This window comes from Psychrobacter sp. ASPA161_9 (assembly GCF_051970275.1).
Classification (GTDB): Bacteria; Pseudomonadota; Gammaproteobacteria; order Pseudomonadales; family Moraxellaceae; genus Psychrobacter.
Window position 1 is genome coordinate 129,724 of record NZ_JBEFNI010000006.1, and the last position, 16,235, is coordinate 145,958.

At 41.3% G+C, this 16,235-nt stretch carries 13 protein-coding genes; 6 read left to right on the forward strand and 7 right to left on the reverse strand.

From position 1 onward, the window contains the following. Nucleotides 1-21 precede the first annotated feature (21 nt). The gene (locus ACTQ9S_RS08605) at nt 22-1,296 is read right to left on the reverse strand and encodes a saccharopine dehydrogenase family protein (protein ID WP_351118808.1); all 1,275 of its coding nucleotides are present in this window, start codon (nt 1,294-1,296) and stop codon (nt 22-24) included. A gap of 267 nt (nt 1,297-1,563) precedes the next feature. Further along, nucleotides 1,564-2,775: a carboxynorspermidine decarboxylase gene (gene nspC / locus ACTQ9S_RS08610; protein ID WP_068035368.1), complete on the reverse strand. Its 1,212-nt coding sequence runs from the start codon at nt 2,773-2,775 to the stop codon at nt 1,564-1,566. A gap of 165 nt (nt 2,776-2,940) precedes the next feature. Between nspC and ACTQ9S_RS08615 the strand changes: the two genes are divergently transcribed. Beyond that, complete coding sequence (locus ACTQ9S_RS08615; RefSeq protein WP_264753653.1) at nt 2,941-3,531, forward strand: DUF924 family protein; 591 nt, start codon at nt 2,941-2,943, stop codon at nt 3,529-3,531. Between the two features lie 51 nt (nt 3,532-3,582). On the opposite strand, the gene ACTQ9S_RS08620 is transcribed toward ACTQ9S_RS08615, so the two are convergent. The 3 genes from ACTQ9S_RS08620 to lpxB form a co-directional block, all read right to left on the reverse strand. Next, on the reverse strand, nt 3,583-4,875 hold the full coding sequence (locus ACTQ9S_RS08620) for a CAP domain-containing protein (RefSeq protein WP_440454703.1): 1,293 nt from the start codon (nt 4,873-4,875) through the stop codon (nt 3,583-3,585). A gap of 285 nt (nt 4,876-5,160) precedes the next feature. Beyond that, the gene (locus ACTQ9S_RS08625; RefSeq protein WP_440454704.1) at nt 5,161-6,030 is read right to left on the reverse strand and encodes a ribonuclease HII; all 870 of its coding nucleotides are present in this window, start codon (nt 6,028-6,030) and stop codon (nt 5,161-5,163) included. A 101-nt stretch (nt 6,031-6,131) separates the two neighbouring features. Then, nucleotides 6,132-7,379 (reverse strand): lipid-A-disaccharide synthase, encoded by a 1,248-nt coding sequence (gene lpxB, locus ACTQ9S_RS08630; protein WP_440454741.1) that lies wholly within the window; start codon nt 7,377-7,379, stop codon nt 6,132-6,134. 466 nt (nt 7,380-7,845) lie between these two features. Here lpxB and ACTQ9S_RS08635 point away from each other — a divergent pair, with 466 nt between their 5' ends. Both ACTQ9S_RS08635 and ACTQ9S_RS08640 read left to right on the forward strand, forming a co-directional pair. Further along, nucleotides 7,846-8,928: a 3-deoxy-7-phosphoheptulonate synthase gene (locus ACTQ9S_RS08635; RefSeq protein ID WP_068035360.1), complete on the forward strand. Its 1,083-nt coding sequence runs from the start codon at nt 7,846-7,848 to the stop codon at nt 8,926-8,928. Between the two features lie 142 nt (nt 8,929-9,070). Next, nucleotides 9,071-9,427, forward strand: a complete 357-nt coding sequence (locus ACTQ9S_RS08640) for a cupin domain-containing protein (protein WP_068327191.1) — start codon at nt 9,071-9,073, stop codon at nt 9,425-9,427. Between the two features lie 85 nt (nt 9,428-9,512). On the opposite strand, the gene pepN is transcribed toward ACTQ9S_RS08640, so the two are convergent. Continuing rightward, nucleotides 9,513-12,113: an aminopeptidase N gene (pepN, locus tag ACTQ9S_RS08645; RefSeq protein ID WP_351118844.1), complete on the reverse strand. Its 2,601-nt coding sequence runs from the start codon at nt 12,111-12,113 to the stop codon at nt 9,513-9,515. Between the two features lie 315 nt (nt 12,114-12,428). Between pepN and ACTQ9S_RS08650 the strand changes: the two genes are divergently transcribed. The 3 genes from ACTQ9S_RS08650 to ACTQ9S_RS08660 all read left to right on the forward strand — a co-directional run bounded on the left by ACTQ9S_RS08650 (nt 12,429) and on the right by ACTQ9S_RS08660 (nt 14,820). Continuing rightward, entirely contained in the window at nt 12,429-13,121 is a 693-nt protein-coding gene (locus tag ACTQ9S_RS08650) for a DUF6231 family protein (protein ID WP_351118810.1), read from the forward strand. Between the two features lie 200 nt (nt 13,122-13,321). Next, nucleotides 13,322-13,873, forward strand: coding sequence for a peptidoglycan-associated lipoprotein Pal (gene pal / locus ACTQ9S_RS08655; RefSeq protein ID WP_068035354.1), 552 nt, complete (start codon nt 13,322-13,324; stop codon nt 13,871-13,873). Nucleotides 13,874-14,076: 203 nt separating this feature from the next. After that, nucleotides 14,077-14,820: a 4'-phosphopantetheinyl transferase family protein gene (locus ACTQ9S_RS08660; RefSeq protein ID WP_440454705.1), complete on the forward strand. Its 744-nt coding sequence runs from the start codon at nt 14,077-14,079 to the stop codon at nt 14,818-14,820. 131 nt (nt 14,821-14,951) lie between these two features. Here ACTQ9S_RS08660 and ACTQ9S_RS08665 read toward each other — a convergent pair whose 3' ends face one another. Further along, a complete protein-coding gene (locus ACTQ9S_RS08665) occupies nt 14,952-15,866 on the reverse strand; it encodes a hypothetical protein (protein WP_351118812.1) in 915 nt (304 codons plus the stop codon). Between the last annotated feature and the right edge of the window lie 369 nt (nt 15,867-16,235).

Genomic DNA, 16,235 nt, shown 5'->3' on the forward strand with positions numbered 1-16,235 from the left:
TTATTAAATCAAAATCTCTAACTAGATATCAAACTCTAACGCTCTATCACCTTTACTGTCTTGAATACGAGTTGGTAAGCCAATCTTGTTTAACAGATTAATGTATGGCTTGGCATCAAGTTCTTCGACGTTGACCATCTTGCCAGCATCCCATTCACCAGTAGCGACTAGCATAGCAGCAGCAACAGGTGGCACGCCTGCGGTATAAGAGATACCTTGACTGCCCATGGCCTCATAAGCTTCTTTGTGATCTGAGACGTTATAGATAAACACCTCAGTATCGACGCCGTCAACTTTGCCCTTAACCTTATCGCCGATACAAGTTTTACCCGTATAATTGGGTGCTAGTGAGCTTGGATCTGGTAGCACAGCTTTAACGACTTTTAGCGGAATAACTTCTTGTCCTTCAGCAGTCATCACTGGCTGCTCCGACAATAGACCTAGATTTTGTAGCACGGTGAAAACATTAATATAGTGCTCACCAAAACCCATCCAAAAACGAATATTCGGCACATCTAAATTGGCTGATAAAGAGTGAATCTCATCATGACCACTTAAATAGCTATTTTGCACGCCAACGACTGGCAGATCATCGGTGCGCTTCACTTCGAACATCTTGTTAGATTGCCATTTGCTATCTTGCCAAGAATAAACCGTACCTGTGAATTCACGGAAATTAATCTCAGGATCAAAGTTGGTCGCAAAGTATTTGCCGTGGCTACCTGCGTTGATATCGATGATATCGATGTCAGTGACCGAACCTGCGTCCATCATGTCATAGCCAAGACGCGCGTAGGCGTTAACCATGCCAGGATCAAATCCTGCACCTAAAATAGCAGTGATGTTATTGTCTTCACAACGCTGACGACGTTTCCATTCATAGTTTTCATACCATGGTGGCGTCTCACAAATCTTGCGTGGATCTTCGTGAATAGCAGTATCAATGTAAGCGACACCTGTCTCGATACAGGCTTCAAGCACGCTCATATTAAGAAAAGGCGACCCGACATTAATGACGATCTGGATGCCCGTATCATGTATCAGCTTTACAAGCACTTGACCATCCATCGCATCGATTTGATGGGTATGTAAAACGGCAGCTTGCTTAAAGCTACCTTTATCTTTCACACTCTGAGCAATCGCATCACATTTATCCTGAGTACGCGAGGCAATGTGAATGTCGCCGAGTACGTCATTATGCATTGCACATTTATGAGCAACTACTTGAGCGACGCCGCCTGCTCCGATGATGAGTACATCTTTTTTGTTGGACTTAGCTTGTTGATTTGTGTTCAATGAACAATCCTCCTTTGTGTCCCTGTCGATACCATTGATATTGGCTATGCAAAACAGAAACGAGTGAATGATATGCGTGAATTAAAAAGGAAGACCGAGGAAAACCCACGCACCCGTTAGACAAATATTGCTGCCTTTGCCAGCGGCAATTATAACAATTTTTATTCGCTTTTCGGCAAAAATTACAACATAACTTAAAAACTTCAGGATGCATAATGATTCTTGAACCATTGTTTAAAGGTTATGCCAATCATTAGCTCAATGAAGTTAGGACAAACTCGCTTTATAGTCCTGATAGTCAAATTCACGCTGTACGTCAATACTGCCATCCAAACGACGAATAACAATCGCTGGCATGTTGACCCCATTAAACCAGTTTTTCTTCACCATGGTATAACCTGCGGCATTACCAAATGCAATCTTATCACCTACTTTTAAATGGTTAGGTAATGCATACTCGCCAAAGATATCGCCTGCTAAGCAAGAACGACCATAGATAATCGTATTGTCAGGCGCGTCATATTTTTGATCAGTGCTAGCGGGCACAACATCAACCGACTCATCATTAATAGAGGCAATAGACGCTGACTCCTGATAGATCAGCAAATCAAGCATGTGTGCTTCGATAGAAGCATCGACGACGGCTAAGTTTTTTTCATTATGCATGGTATCTAATACCGTCGTAACCAATGACCCTGCGCCATGGATACTTGCCTCGCCAGGTTCTAGATAGACTTGTACGTCATACTTTTCGCTAAAGCCTTTTAACCTTTCAGCGAGTTTTTCTAGTGGATAATCAGGGGCGATAAAATGAATGCCACCGCCCAAGCTGACCCATTCGAGCTGTGCTAAAACGTCACCAAACCTATCTTCGATATCAGCCAAGCTAGCACTAAAGGCTTCAAAGCTGTCGTTCTCACAGTTGTTATGAATCATCACCCCAGTTATATCACTGAGTACCGCTGCAATCTTATCTTTATCATGCTCACCAAGACGACTAAAAGGCCGTGCGGGATCTGCAATGATAAATGATGAATTGCTGGTCTTTGGATTCAAGCGCAGCCCTACTGGAATATTTTGTGCACGGGCTTGGTCTTTAAAAGCATTCAATTGCGAGATAGAGTTAAAGATAATCTTATCCGCATAGCTAAGCACTTCAGATATCTCATCGCTACTATAGGCCACGCTATAGGCATGAGTCTCTTTTTTATCTTCGCTATTGCCATTGCTATTATTGCCGAAGGTTTCATAGCCTAAACGCACTTCATTTAGTGAAGACGAGGTTGTGCCATGTAAATAAGGCTGCATGACGTCAAAGACACCCCATGTGGCAAAGCATTTGAGTGCCAGTAATGCCTTAGCACCAGACAGCTCGCACAGACGTGCAATAATCTGCATATTAGCGACTATTGCAGCTTCATCAAGCAAATAATAAGGTGTTGGTACGGCAACTGGTTTTAAAGTTTTTATCGAGTTCATAAGAGATAACCTAATGGCTTTTGATAGGGTTATGACAGATATAAATATTTGCGCTATAGTAGACTAAATTCATCATAATTAGAATATCTTATGTCGCTTTCGACCGATTATTCCACTTCTACCAGCCAAGCTAACTTATCTCAACTCGATCCAAAGAATATCGATATGACCCATCTTAATCCTGATGCGCGTGCAGTGTTAGATTTTTGGTTCGACAAAGATAATGAGCAATACTGGTTTGACCAAAACGATGGTTTTGATAAGCAAATAAATGATAAGTTTGGCAAAATTTGGCAAGCCGCAAAACAAGGTGAATGCGTGATTTGGCGAACCGCAGAAACATCAACAGATAGTAACAGCTCAACCACGGCTTTGGCGGGACGCTTAGCAGAAATTATTGTTTTAGATCAGTTTTCACGCAATCTATGTCGCGGACAGGCTTGTGCTTTTGCGCAGGATGGCATGGCACTGGTATTGGCTCAAGAAGCTATTGGGCAGCCACATTTTAATAGTTTGCCGATGGAATGGCGCAAATTTATTATCATGCCATTTATGCACTCTGAGTCAGCGATGATCCATGAGCGCTATTTACCACTGTTTGAGCAATTAGATCATGCGAACACCTTGGACTTTGAACATCGCCACAAAGACATCATTGGTCAGTTTGGCCGTTATCCGCATCGTAATGAGGTTTTAGATAGAGAGTCGACTGCTGAAGAAAAAACATTTCTAAAGCAGCCGGACTCGTCGTTTTGATTAACTGTGTGCACGTTAGCGCAAGACTTATACGCTAACGTGCACACTGGTTTAATAGTTAACTTCACCTGTTGTAAAGGTAAACTGCTTAGTTTCTAGCGTCTTATTATCTACTAGAACATCAAAGCTGACTTGGTATTTACTATTGCCATAAAGACCACAGTTTTTACCTACTCTACGACCAGTTTCACAGCTTTGCAAACTATCAGTAATCGGCAGAATAAAAGCTTCGTTTTGCGGTAATTCGTAGGCGGTTCTCTTATGAGGGTCATTGCTATAATCTAGCAGGTCTACAGGCACGTCTATATTACGCTGGATATCACGAAACTTAATATTACTAATTTTAATGTTTTTAGCCGATGGCATGTTGATATAGATAGGCTGGCCGATAGGATCAGTACCTAGGTCACGTCCTGTCCCTGCCACTGGGCTTGGAAACTCATTGTAAAGCGCAGTATTTGTATCTGCTACATCAGTACAAGGATAAGTAAACAGTCCCTCAACCGAACGATTTTCTGTATTTCGATCAGCTGATGATGCGTTGACAAAAACATAGCCCTGACTTTTATCAGTAGCCTTACCATAAGGCTTGTAAGCTATCATACCTGAGCCTGTTTGACTAAGGTTAGGAGTTACTAATAGACGCATATGATAAGGTGCAGCTAGTAGAGACTTAGTCATTGAATGCGCAGCATACTCTGGTGACGCGACTCTACCAGCTGAGCTGTAATACGTTATTCTCGATATGTTTTCTACAACACCATGAGCCAAGTTTGAATATCCAGCTTTAAGTAGACGATCTTTGAAGCTAATACCTGTAAAGAATGGATTGTTCTTTCCTGTCCATGTCTTTATATCTTCGATCTCTCTTTCATCGTGCGCATTAAACATCGTTGGGCTACTATTTGCGAAAACATGCTGGATGTACTGCGCGTGCTGGGTTGCTATTTTGGTTAGCTCGTTATTCTGTGCTAACCCACCAAGCGCACAGGCTTGTCTTTGTGAGTTTAATAGCTTTGAGCCAACCTGCGCAGCCCCATCATAGCTCTTACTCTCCACATCTTTCATATCGACTTCAACTTTTAATACTGGTGATGTAGCCTCAGGCGCTGATGTTTCAGGAGAAGTAGTCGGTTTTAACGGTTCAGGAGAAGTGTTAGGCTCTGATGGCTTAGAAGTATCAATAGGGCTTGACGGACTAATCGCTTCAGGTGAGTTCGAGTTGCTTGAATTAGTACTAGTACTATTATCGGAACTCTCACTGCCACCACCGCCACAAGCAGTTAAAAGCAGAGCTGAAGAAAGAGCAATGACGAGACTTTTTTCTGAGGTAATAAAATTCATCGTTTATCCTATAAAAGCATGAAGTGAGCATATTGAGTGACCATAGTCAAAATGAGCAATAAGCATGCCAATTCATAGTAAATAGAACCGTCTATGACAATAAAAAAACCGTCTGTAGGAGACGGTTTGATATAACGTGAATTTTAGGAGTTGATTTGAAAGGTAATTTGGAGAGGAGTTTGAATAATAAATTTAGGATTAATGTGAAAGCTGTAAGATTATTTGCTTAGGCTATTTAGTCTTCAATCACCTTGTAGAATAAGTAGTTCTTCTAGATTTAATTCGTCATTTATTCTCAAGTACTCGCCTTACTGGCGCAAAACTACGACGATGTTCAGGCAATACGCCATACATCTCAATGGCTTCCATATGAACACGAGTGGGATAACCTTTGTGCTTAGCGATACTATACTGTGGATGCAACGAATCTAAATGATACATAGTCTGGTCGCGGCTGACTTTTGCTAAGATACTAGCAGCTGCAATACTAGTGTGACGTGCATCACCCTTTACCCAAGCTTGGCAATCAATGCTTGACTCAGATATACCAAAAGATGAGAGTTTCAGATAATCTAACTCTGGACAGCGATTTCCATCGAACAATACCTGAGCCTGCAGATTGTATGACGTGCTACTTGTATAATTTGCAATTTGCTCTGCTACCGCAACTAATAGCGCCTCTGTACATAAGCGCATACCAAGCATCGTTGCTTGCAGAATATTTATCTGATCAATGACCGCTGCTGGAATCTCTGCAACCACATAACCTAAAGCGTTTTGTTGCACCAATGGATAAAGCTTATCGCGTTTTTTTTCGCTTAATTGCTTGGAGTCCGTCAGTATAAATAACGGCGTATTCACTAATGTCTGCATCTCAATCAAACCTGACCACGCGCTTGGTAGTATTGCGGCAGCCACGTTCACACTGCCTAGCAAGGGGCCGCGCCCTGCTTCATCAACCCCAATCTGTAGCGTTAATTTTTCTACTTCATTGTCTATACACGCAAGTATCTGACGTAAATCGTCAGTAAGCCGTAATTGACCAGTTAAGCGAATCGGAGCAGCTAAACTAATAAAATGTCCTTTAACATCTATGAGCTCAATATCGCTTTTAATATGAATAATACGACTATCTAAACAGGTTTCAATATCCATAATTATCAGACTTTTTATTTATTTTTTAACAATGTTTTAATTAATAATATTTCAATCAATAATGCTTCGATCAATAACAATTAAACCAATCAATTAATAATTTAACGATTACCTTGAGCAAACCACTGTGCAATCACACTATTAGCGGGCTCATGATTGCTTTGCTGCTGTAATGTCTGTTTGGTCTCGAGCAAGGCCTGTAACTGTTCAGCATAGGCACGAGGCTGCAATAATTTTGTGACCGTTCGGCAGATATTTTCCCCACTCGCCTGCTCTTGTATAAGCTCAGTTACGATAGTTCTTCCTGCTAATATATTAGGTAATGCGACATAGGGTACTTTTACCAGACGCTTGGCAATCTGATAAGTAAGCTGATTTAATTGATAAATAACGACCATCGGGCGTTCAAGGAGCATGGCTTCAAGCGTTGCCGTACCCGATGCCAGCATAATAATATCAGAGGCTGCCATGGCCTGTTGGCTAAAGGCTGGTTGGCTTTCGTCATAGACTACAACAATAGCAGCACGCAATTGCTCTGAGCGTTGATCAATCACATCTTGTACGATGTATTGATGGTTTTGATCAACAGTTGGGATGATAAAGCACAGTTTAGGATCTACTAATAATAGCTTCTGAATACCGTCTAGCATGAGTGGCAAGATAGCGGTTATCTCACCACGCCTTGATCCCGGCATTACACAAATCAACTGACTAACATCATCGAAACGCTCAATAAAAAACTGTTGCAAGCCGTCATTATGCCAGACCAGCTCACTACGTAGCTGATTGGTCGGGGTATCTACCAAGTCTTGATTTAGGGTTCGTAGTAGCGGGTGGCCGACACATATCGCAGGATGGTTATGACGCTCATATACTGGCAGCTCAAATGGAAATAAGCATAGTACTAAATCGGTCGCTGCCTTGATGCCGTGAATACGCGATTCACGCCAAGCCCAAATTGACGGGCTAACATACTGCACACAAAACACCCCTTTTGGTTTGAGCTTCTTTGCAACCCGTAGATTAAAATCAGGCGCATCAATACCGACAAACCAGTCTATATGAGCAACCTGAAAAGCTGCTAATAGCTCACGTCGTGCTTTGAGCAAATCAGGCAACTGCGATAACACTTCCACCAAACCCATCACTGCTAGGCGTGCTAATGGGAAAATACTGTGTAACCCTTGCGCCTGCATTTTTGACCCGCCAACCCCTACCCAAATGATATCATCACGCAGGTTATTCATTTGCTGCATAAAATCTGCACCCAAACTATCACCAGATACTTCACCTGCAACAATACCAATCACCAGCGGTTTGTTTGGCAACTGGTGATTATCATTCGTCATACCAAATGAATCGGCAGATTCTTCAGTAGTTTGAAAGGGCGTGGCAGAATCAGTCATGACAGGTCTCAACATTAACAATGCAATAATGAACAATTAAAAAATACAGCAAAGCGTATGCCATAAGAATCAGATGGGGAAGCGCCTAAAATCAGACGTCTAAAACAATTAGTACAAACAAAATAATCAGGGCTTGTCTATGTAGTAAAGTATGAAACTATGTGCCTTAACCTATGATTTTGATTTTTTATTAAACATATTAAGTACATTAATGCGTAAAACTGTAGACCATAAATGAGCTACATATAGTAAAAATGCACCCTGCGCATCCCGATAATGGGCAAGTATAACAAAATTTTGGTTTTAACATTCCAGTTATCAGTCAATTAACTGAACGACTGCCCTTGTCAACATGCAATTTTGACCGCATAATGAATATCCCTATAAATTAGCTAGACGAAGTGTAATCATGACAACACCAGCTACCCATAATGCAGATATTGATGACGTGAACATTGAAAAATTCATTCCTTTGATCACTCCCGCTGAGCTAAAAGCTGAGCTGCCCCTTTCGAACGAAGCTTATAAAACCGTTCTAAAAGGTCGCCATACTATTCAAGATATTTTGGATGGTAAAGATAAGCGCCTGTTTATAGTCATCGGTCCTTGCTCTATCCATGATATCAAGGCGGCGCACGAATATGCTGACCGCTTAGCCGTATTGGCAAAAGAAGTCGAAGACACTATCTTTGTCGTTATGCGTGTCTATTTTGAAAAGCCACGTACTACTGTTGGTTGGAAGGGCATGATTAACGACCCTGATATGAATGACAGCTTCGATATCGAAAAAGGTCTACGTACCGCTCGTAAGCTACTGCTTGATTTAAATGAGAAGGGTTTGCCTTGTGCGACTGAAGCTTTAGATCCAAATACCCCGCAGTACATGCAGGACTTGATCAGCTGGTCAGCGATTGGCGCACGTACCACTGAGAGCCAAACACACCGTGAGATGAGTTCAGGCTTATCGTGCCCAGTAGGCTTCAAAAATGGTACTGACGGTGGCATGACTGTCGCAGTCAACGCTATGCAAGCAGTAAAAGCTGGTCATAGCTTCTTAGGTCTATCAGAAGATGGCAAAGTATCTATCATCAAGTCTAAAGGCAACCCTTACGCACACGTCGTACTGCGCGGTGGTAATGGCAAACCTAACTATGACGAAACCGCTGTCGCCCAAGTTGAAAACGAGCTGGCTAAAGGAAAAACCAGTAGTAAGATTATGATTGACTCAAGTCATGCAAACTCAGGTAAAGATCCTTACTTACAACCGATGGTCATCCAAAACGTCGCTGAGCAGATTCAAAACGGTAATAAATCAATTATCGGCATGATGATTGAAAGCCATTTAAAAGGTGGCAGCCAAAAGCTTACTGAAGATTTGAGCCAGCTCGAGTATGGTAAATCTATCACCGATGGTTGTCTCGATTGGGATAGTACCGTGACTGCTATACATAATCTACGTGATACGGTGAAAGACATTTTACCTAATCGCTAATAGCTAATAGCTAACTACCTAAATATTAATTGAGAAAAAGCCCATCTATGCGTAGGTGGGCTTTTTATTGCCTAATCAAATTAAAACAATAAGCTTTTAGTTTATTATGGGATGAATGATCTTTATATGAAAAGGTAAAACCATGAATACCATTAAACTCTCGGATAAACTAAGCATGTTTTCAAGCTACTGGGATCCACATGTCGTTGCTGATTATAATCAAAACGAAGTGATGGTAGTAAAATTTCAAGGAGAGTACCCCTTTCATAAACATGAAGAAACGGACGACTTTTTCTATGTGTTAGAGGGCGAGATGTTTATGGATATAGAAGGTGAACATTCTCGTCTTGTCAAAGCTGGGGAATTGTTTATCGTACCCAAAGGTGTGAGCCATCGACCACGCGCAGAGCATGAAGTGAAGGTTTTACTAATCGAACCAAAAGGCGAGCCAAATTCTGGTGATTCAGATAGAGAACCTGCGCCCAAGCCGAGAATTTAGATCTTCAAATAGCCTAACTCATAACGTCAAAAGGCTAAACTGATATTTTAGTTTAGCCTTTTATTTTACTTGTTAAAGCAAATTATTAATCCGCTGCCGCGCCTAGCACACTATCTAAGCTCTCAAGTACATGCTTAGAAGATGCTTTTTCCTGCAAACTGATAAGCTGCTCATGCGCCATTTGACGACGTGGTTCAACCAATGTGTACCAGCGTGCCAGCACTTGCAGTAAGCGCGAGGCCAAGACAGGATTGGCATCATCCAACCTTTGAATCACATCGGTATAGATGTCCAATCCTTCTGTCGTCCAAAGTATAGTCGGCTGCGAGGTAAAAGCGCTGATTACTGAGCGTACACGATTGGGCGTGTTCCAATCGAAATCTGCATGATTCAGCAGATCTTTAATTTTATTAGTACTCACATTGTCAGCAGCGGCTTGCACACTAAACCATAAGTCAATTACTAAGTCATCGGCTTGAAAGCGATTATAAAAATCTGCCAAATACTCATCAGCATTTGCGACCTGATGGTTGACCATCGCCTTTAATGCACCAAAGCGTTCGGTCATACAGCTAGCATTATCGTACTGCTGCTGTGCCAATTCAGCCGTGCCTGCAACTTTGGCAGTCAATGCCATATCCAATACTACGTTACGCAAGGCACGCTTCCCGCGAGCCTCAGAGCTATCCTCATAAGCCTGTAACGGCAGTTGTTCATAGAGCGTTGTCCACTGCCCCGATAGTGACTCTGCCACTTGACGATACAAGCCTTCACGCTGCTCTTTAATCAATATCGGATCGTAGTTTTTGTGAATGGCAGAGGCCAACTCTTGCGCTGATGGAATATCAAGCAAGCGTGCAGCCAACATAGCATCGTCAGTAGCCAAGGTTGGTAAGGTCTGTGCCAATGCTTGCAGATATACCTCAGGACTGCTTTTAGAGCCCTGACCTTGCAGTAAAATACGATTTACTAGCATCTGCGTCACTTGCCAGCGGTTAAAACCATTGGTCTCATGTTTGAGTAAAAATGCCAAGTCTTCATCTTGATAGTCATAGTTGAGCTGTACTGGCGCACTGAAATCACGGAGTAATGAAACCACAGGCTCACTGTCAATATTATTAAAGCTAAAGGTTTGCTCAGCCTGATCTAACAACAACATACGCTCGCCGACTATATCACCAGACGCTTTATCGAATAGCGCTGTTGCTACTGGAATTGGTAAAGGCTTAGGCGCTTCAAATCCGCTTACGTGGCGCGTTTGCTGACTTAAAGTAATGGTCAACGTTTGCGTCTCGCTATCATAGTCTTGATGACCAGATAGTATTGGCGTACCTGGTTGACGGTACCAATCGATGAAGTCCTCGATTTTATCGTCAGTAATGCTTAGTGCTGATAAAAAGTCCTCAACTGTGACTGCTTGACCATCGTAACGACGAAAATATTCGTCAGTGCCTTTACGGAAATTATCCGGCCCCAATGTATTGGCCAGCATGCGCACGATTTCAGCGCCTTTTTCATAAATAGTGGTGGTATAAAAATTATTGATCTCAACGAAGCTTTCAGGACGTACTGGATGCGCAAGTGGTCCTGCATCTTCCGCAAACTGATGCGCACGTAATGTCGCTACATCATCGATACGCTGCACCGCACTCGACTGCTGATCCGCTGAAAAGGATTGATCACGATAAACCGTCAACCCTTCTTTTAGGCACAATTGGAACCAGTCACGGCAGGTAATACGGTTACCCGTCCAGTTATGGAAGTATTCATGAGCGATGACTGCTTTGACATTAAAGCTACGCGCATCGGTCGTGGTCTCAGGACTAGACAATACGCAGGCGGTATTAAAGATGTTTAGGCCTTTATTTTCCATTGCGCCCATATTAAATTGACTGACCGCGACTATCATGTAGCGATCCAAATCATACGCACGGCCGTAATTAACTTCATCCCACTCCATCGCGTCTTTCAATGCTTGCATACCGACATGGCATTTATCAATATCCGTAGATTTAGCATACACTTCAAGCGTGACTTCGCGACCTTCACTGGTTGTATAATGATCGGTAAGCACATCTAAATCAGCAGCAACACAGGCAAACAGATAACTTGGCTTATTGGTCGGATCATGCCAAATAGCATAATGACGGTCTGGCACATCTGCAACTTCACCTTGCTCCACCAAATTACCATTGGCGAGCAGTGTCGGATAACGCTTATCTGCTTCAACGCGCGTGGTAAATATCGCCAGTACATCGGGACGGTCTGGATAAAAAGTAATCTTGCGAAAGCCTTCTGGCTCACACTGGGTGACAAACATGGTATCGCTACCAGTGCCTGCCATATACAAACCTTCTAGCGCAGTGTTGGTCTGCGGATGAATGCGAACCTGCAACTCTAACGTTAAATTATCAGGAGCATCAGCAATCGTGAGTTTGCCATCTGCTTGGCTATACTGCTCAGAGCTGAGAGGCTCACCATCAATTTTAATAGTAACTAGCTCAACATCTTCACCGTATAGCACCAAATCACCTACCGCTTGGCGGTTCATGACTAGCTTGCTATCAACCGTTGCATAATCATCGAAAATCTTGATATCTAAATCTACGGTATCCACATCAAAACTTGGCAGCTGATAATCGGTCAGATGAATTTTTCTAGGTGCATGTGGTGGCACGTCAGGCATATCAGGGTTAATGATTTGAGCATCAGTTTCAGAGATAGACATAGAAATTCCTATTATTTAAGATGAATATGCTTGAGCCAATAATTATCATTATAATGAGCAAATGAGCATAGTTGTGAGGTAAAACAGAGCTATATATTTTTCTACAGTATTTTTGCATATAAGCGATAGGCTATATGATACTCAATTCTATTGCTACATTGGCTCAATTTGCTAAATTTCAAGGGCGAGCAAGTTTTGTGCTCAGCCACCAAACTTCTTATTTATCCTCTATAATAAAATACGACTCATTTATTAATCAGCTGGCAATACTCTATGACTGACCCATCAGTAAGCGCAACGAATAGTACGATTACCCTAAATATATTGGATGATTATATAGAGGCACTACTACCCACCCTTGACGATTCAATATCGCTATCTAATGTTGAGAATAATGCAGCGATTTCAGATAATAAAAATACCGTCAATAAAACCTCGAATAATATAAAATCGAATCAGCTCCCTCAGCTGTTATGGATAGTTGAAAATCAAAAAATGCTTGCCGAGTTAAGATCGCAGTTGGGTCTCAAAAACGAAGGGGCTAATGATGAAAAAACTGTCAACACTCCTGCTAGTATAAATGCCGCTACGAAAAAAATAGCAGACTTCTCCACATTATCAGAGCTTACGACGCAATCCATACCGCAGCGCTACCAACTTGCATGCTTTTGGCTGCCTAACTTATCATCAGACATGCTGCAACCCTACATTCCATTGCTAATGCGCTACCGTGACCTCTATGCTGCACACTTAGTTATTGCTCTTGATAGTACTTTAGATCTGCGAGCTTATGGCTTTACACCTCTTGATCTTTTAGGTAAAACTCCATTGCCTCAATCATCATCAAACTTGTCAGCATCATTAACGTTATGGCAATTTAATTTGTATGATTATAAAAAGCTACCAAATTGGCTAAATGCTGATTATTGGGCCAACCCTGAAAACTGGAACAAACATCGCTGGTAATAGCTTTATGACTTATCAGACCACTGATTCTCACTAAAAGTTGCCAAATGTATATTGTAATAGCTGACAAATTTTGACATGATTTACAGTAATGTTATTTACATAACGTAACATTGATTCTACTATGGGCAGTAATTGCCTAGGTTTTACTATAAGCAGTTCAAAAAAAACAAATTTTATTAAAAATTTAGGAGCTCATCATGTCAATTAACTCTACGTTGTCTAACCCTATATCCAATAGCCGTTTTGCTAAAATCGCTGCGCTTGCCCTATTATCAGGTGCTGTCGCAATCACAACTGGTTGTGCTACTAAGCGCGCTACTTCTGAAGTCGTCGTTGCTCCTCTAGGTATCCCAGGTGGTCAAGTCGGTTACACTGGTGCTGTGGTTGTAGACAATTCAAATGCTATTCTTACTGGTGCTGAAAATCTTCAAGCCGTTGTATATTTCGCCTTTGACAGTAGTGAAATTACTTCACAATCTGCTAGCATCTTGAACCAACATGCTAACCTATTAAGCTCAAATCCAGCAGCTGGTGTCGTGATTGCAGGTCACACTGATGAACGCGGTAGCCGTGAATACAACGTTGCTCTAGGCGAGCGCCGTGCACAGGCAGCACGTGATTATCTTGCTGCTCAAGGTGTTTCTGTAAATAACATCCGAGTCATCAGTTATGGCGAAGAGCGTCCTGCTGCGGCTGGTACTACTGAAGAAGCTTATGCACAGAACCGTCGTGCCGAGCTTTCTTACTAAGAGCTATTGTATATAGTTGAGAGATTTTATTTAGCATCAAAAAAAGCCCAGCAATATTAATATTGCTGGGCTTTTTAGTTCAGCCAAGATGATGTTGGATTAAAATAGTGGTTACCTTCTCAAGGTTTATATATAGTTGCTATTTATTAATTAACTTTTTATATTTCTTTATAATCGTTTTTAACTTTTGATATAAACAAATTATGCCAATCCCACATCTTTTTAACATCGAATATACTCAACTTGATCCTATGACATGGTGCGCAGTTGCCGATGTGGGCGCACCTTTACATCTAAGATTATGGAATAAGCCACCTCTATCATTAGTGTCTAATACTTTACGCGCCTATCCTATTAATTTTTCTGATTTTAACTGGCAATACTATACTGCTCAAATATATTTATCAGCACGCAAAAACGCTCTGAATCAACGTCAACAACAACGTCTAGGCGTTCGGTTATTGCTACAAGAGTTACTGACCAAGTTAGAAATAGAGGATACGTTAGACGAAACTCAATACCCTTATCGACTCATTAATAGCAAATACTACGTGTGCTTTAGTCATTCAAGTGATAGTTATGCAAATAATAAGGTTGCTGTAATTATCAGTCGTCAGCGCACTGTGGGTATTGATATAGAAACCAATAAAGTTGATTGGCATGTGGCACAGCGTTTTTATCACTCTAACGAGATTGCTCTGCTACAAACATTGCCCACTACTCAACGTGAAACCACTGCTAAGTTACTTTGGCAGATAAAAGAGAGCTTTATTAAGATTCACCATTATAAGTTGGCGCAAGGATTAGGAATGAACTATGAACATCTCATTCCGAATATTGTTGTCAACTTTGAACAAAATGACTCGCTCCTGACTATTATTGAAGATACTGAGTCAGGCTATCAGATTACATTGTTACTTTCTCACCAGACAGTAGTTATTTTTTAGCATAATTTTGTCAACTTATCTCTTTACGACTATTTAGTACTTTGGAGCAGACATAAAAAAACGACCCTTTTTAGGGTCGTTTTTTATGCTTTTACTCTTCTTCTAATGACAGTACTTAAACTGTGATTAGATTAGAAGCGGTAAGTTGCACCAACTTTAACAATTGGCATCCACTCTAACCAATCTTTATCTTCTAGCTCACGTTCTGCGTCTTGAGCAACAGTTTGAGCAGTTTCGTTTGGTGATATAACATTATCACCACTTGCGTTTTGTATGAAAACTGGGTCGCCACTTACGTTACTTGCAGTGACAGTTGCATCAGTTTTACCCATGTATGCTGCACCAATTTCACCGAACACACCCCAGTTGTTACCGATGTTTGGACGGAAACCGATAGTACCATAAGGCGCTAACTTGTTACGATGTTCCATAGTACCTTGTAGAGTACCTACAGAATCTGCATCATATTTCGTGTCATTGATTTCAAAATAACCGCCTTCAGAATTAGCAGTTACGTCAAAATCGTTGTCAGGTACAATGATACCAGCACCAACAGTGAACCAGTTAGACATAGGACGTAATTGCACACCTAGGTACGGGTTGCTAAAATCAGCATCGACTTCGTAGTTAACATCGTTTGCATCAAAGTCACCGCCAAAAAGGTCAGCTACATCACCACCAGCCCAACCGGCTTGTAATTCAGTTTTCTCATTTAGTGACCAACCGATGTTAGCACCATAACCTAAAGTACCAACTTCAGCACTAACAGATGCTGGGTTAATAGCTGTGTTAAATAAAGTCTTAGTACCACCGAAAATAGCACCAGTAGTGTTACGAATAACACCTGCATCATTATTATAAGCAGCAGGAGCTACTTCAGCTTCATATGCAACGGCTACAGGCTCAGCTTCATACGCAACAGCTACAGGCTCAGCTTCGTATACTACTGCATCATTGTTATCAACAACGATTACAGGCTCAGCTGCTAAAGCAGCAGTTGATGCTAAAACAGCAGCAGAGATTGCAGTTAATTTAATAAGTTTCATGGTTGTTCTCCTAAAGTATGAAATAACTAGCCCAAAAAAACGATTATTTCTGTTCTATTTTAAACAATCGTTTTGTTGAGCAGATTAAAACAATTTTGGCTTCAAAAGTCACCCCTACAAAGGAGCTTTTTATTTGCCATTATGTAAAGATTGCATAGAAATTGTAATAATTACTACACGAACCTGTAAAAAATCGCCCTGCCGTTACACGATACTCTCAAAGTAACTAATCAGTATAAATATATATACCTTAAATAGTAAAAGCTTGCGCAACAGTACTGCAAAGTATGTAACTATGATGTCGTATCCTCTAAAATAACTCAATAAGGGTTATATAGTTTATTACTACTGTTTGTTGTGATTTGTCAG

What these genes read in the sequence shown, in the direction of transcription:
- ACTQ9S_RS08660 (WP_440454705.1), top strand. Translation starts at nt 14,077, where the DNA reads ATGCCAATCCCACATCTTTTTAACATCGAATATACTCAACTTGATCCT.
- ACTQ9S_RS08640 (WP_068327191.1), top strand. Translation starts at nt 9,071, where the DNA reads ATGAATACCATTAAACTCTCGGATAAACTAAGCATGTTTTCAAGCTAC.
- ACTQ9S_RS08625 (WP_440454704.1), bottom strand. Translation starts at nt 6,030, where the DNA reads ATGGATATTGAAACCTGTTTAGATAGTCGTATTATTCATATTAAAAGC.
- pepN (WP_351118844.1), bottom strand. Translation starts at nt 12,113, where the DNA reads ATGCCTGACGTGCCACCACATGCACCTAGAAAAATTCATCTGACCGAT.
- ACTQ9S_RS08635 (WP_068035360.1), top strand. Translation starts at nt 7,846, where the DNA reads ATGACAACACCAGCTACCCATAATGCAGATATTGATGACGTGAACATT.
- nspC (WP_068035368.1), bottom strand. Translation starts at nt 2,775, where the DNA reads ATGAACTCGATAAAAACTTTAAAACCAGTTGCCGTACCAACACCTTAT.
- ACTQ9S_RS08615 (WP_264753653.1), top strand. Translation starts at nt 2,941, where the DNA reads ATGACCCATCTTAATCCTGATGCGCGTGCAGTGTTAGATTTTTGGTTC.
- ACTQ9S_RS08650 (WP_351118810.1), top strand. Translation starts at nt 12,429, where the DNA reads ATGACTGACCCATCAGTAAGCGCAACGAATAGTACGATTACCCTAAAT.
- pal (WP_068035354.1), top strand. Translation starts at nt 13,322, where the DNA reads ATGTCAATTAACTCTACGTTGTCTAACCCTATATCCAATAGCCGTTTT.
- lpxB (WP_440454741.1), bottom strand. Translation starts at nt 7,379, where the DNA reads ATGACGAATGATAATCACCAGTTGCCAAACAAACCGCTGGTGATTGGT.
- ACTQ9S_RS08665 (WP_351118812.1), bottom strand. Translation starts at nt 15,866, where the DNA reads ATGAAACTTATTAAATTAACTGCAATCTCTGCTGCTGTTTTAGCATCA.
- ACTQ9S_RS08620 (WP_440454703.1), bottom strand. Translation starts at nt 4,875, where the DNA reads ATGAATTTTATTACCTCAGAAAAAAGTCTCGTCATTGCTCTTTCTTCA.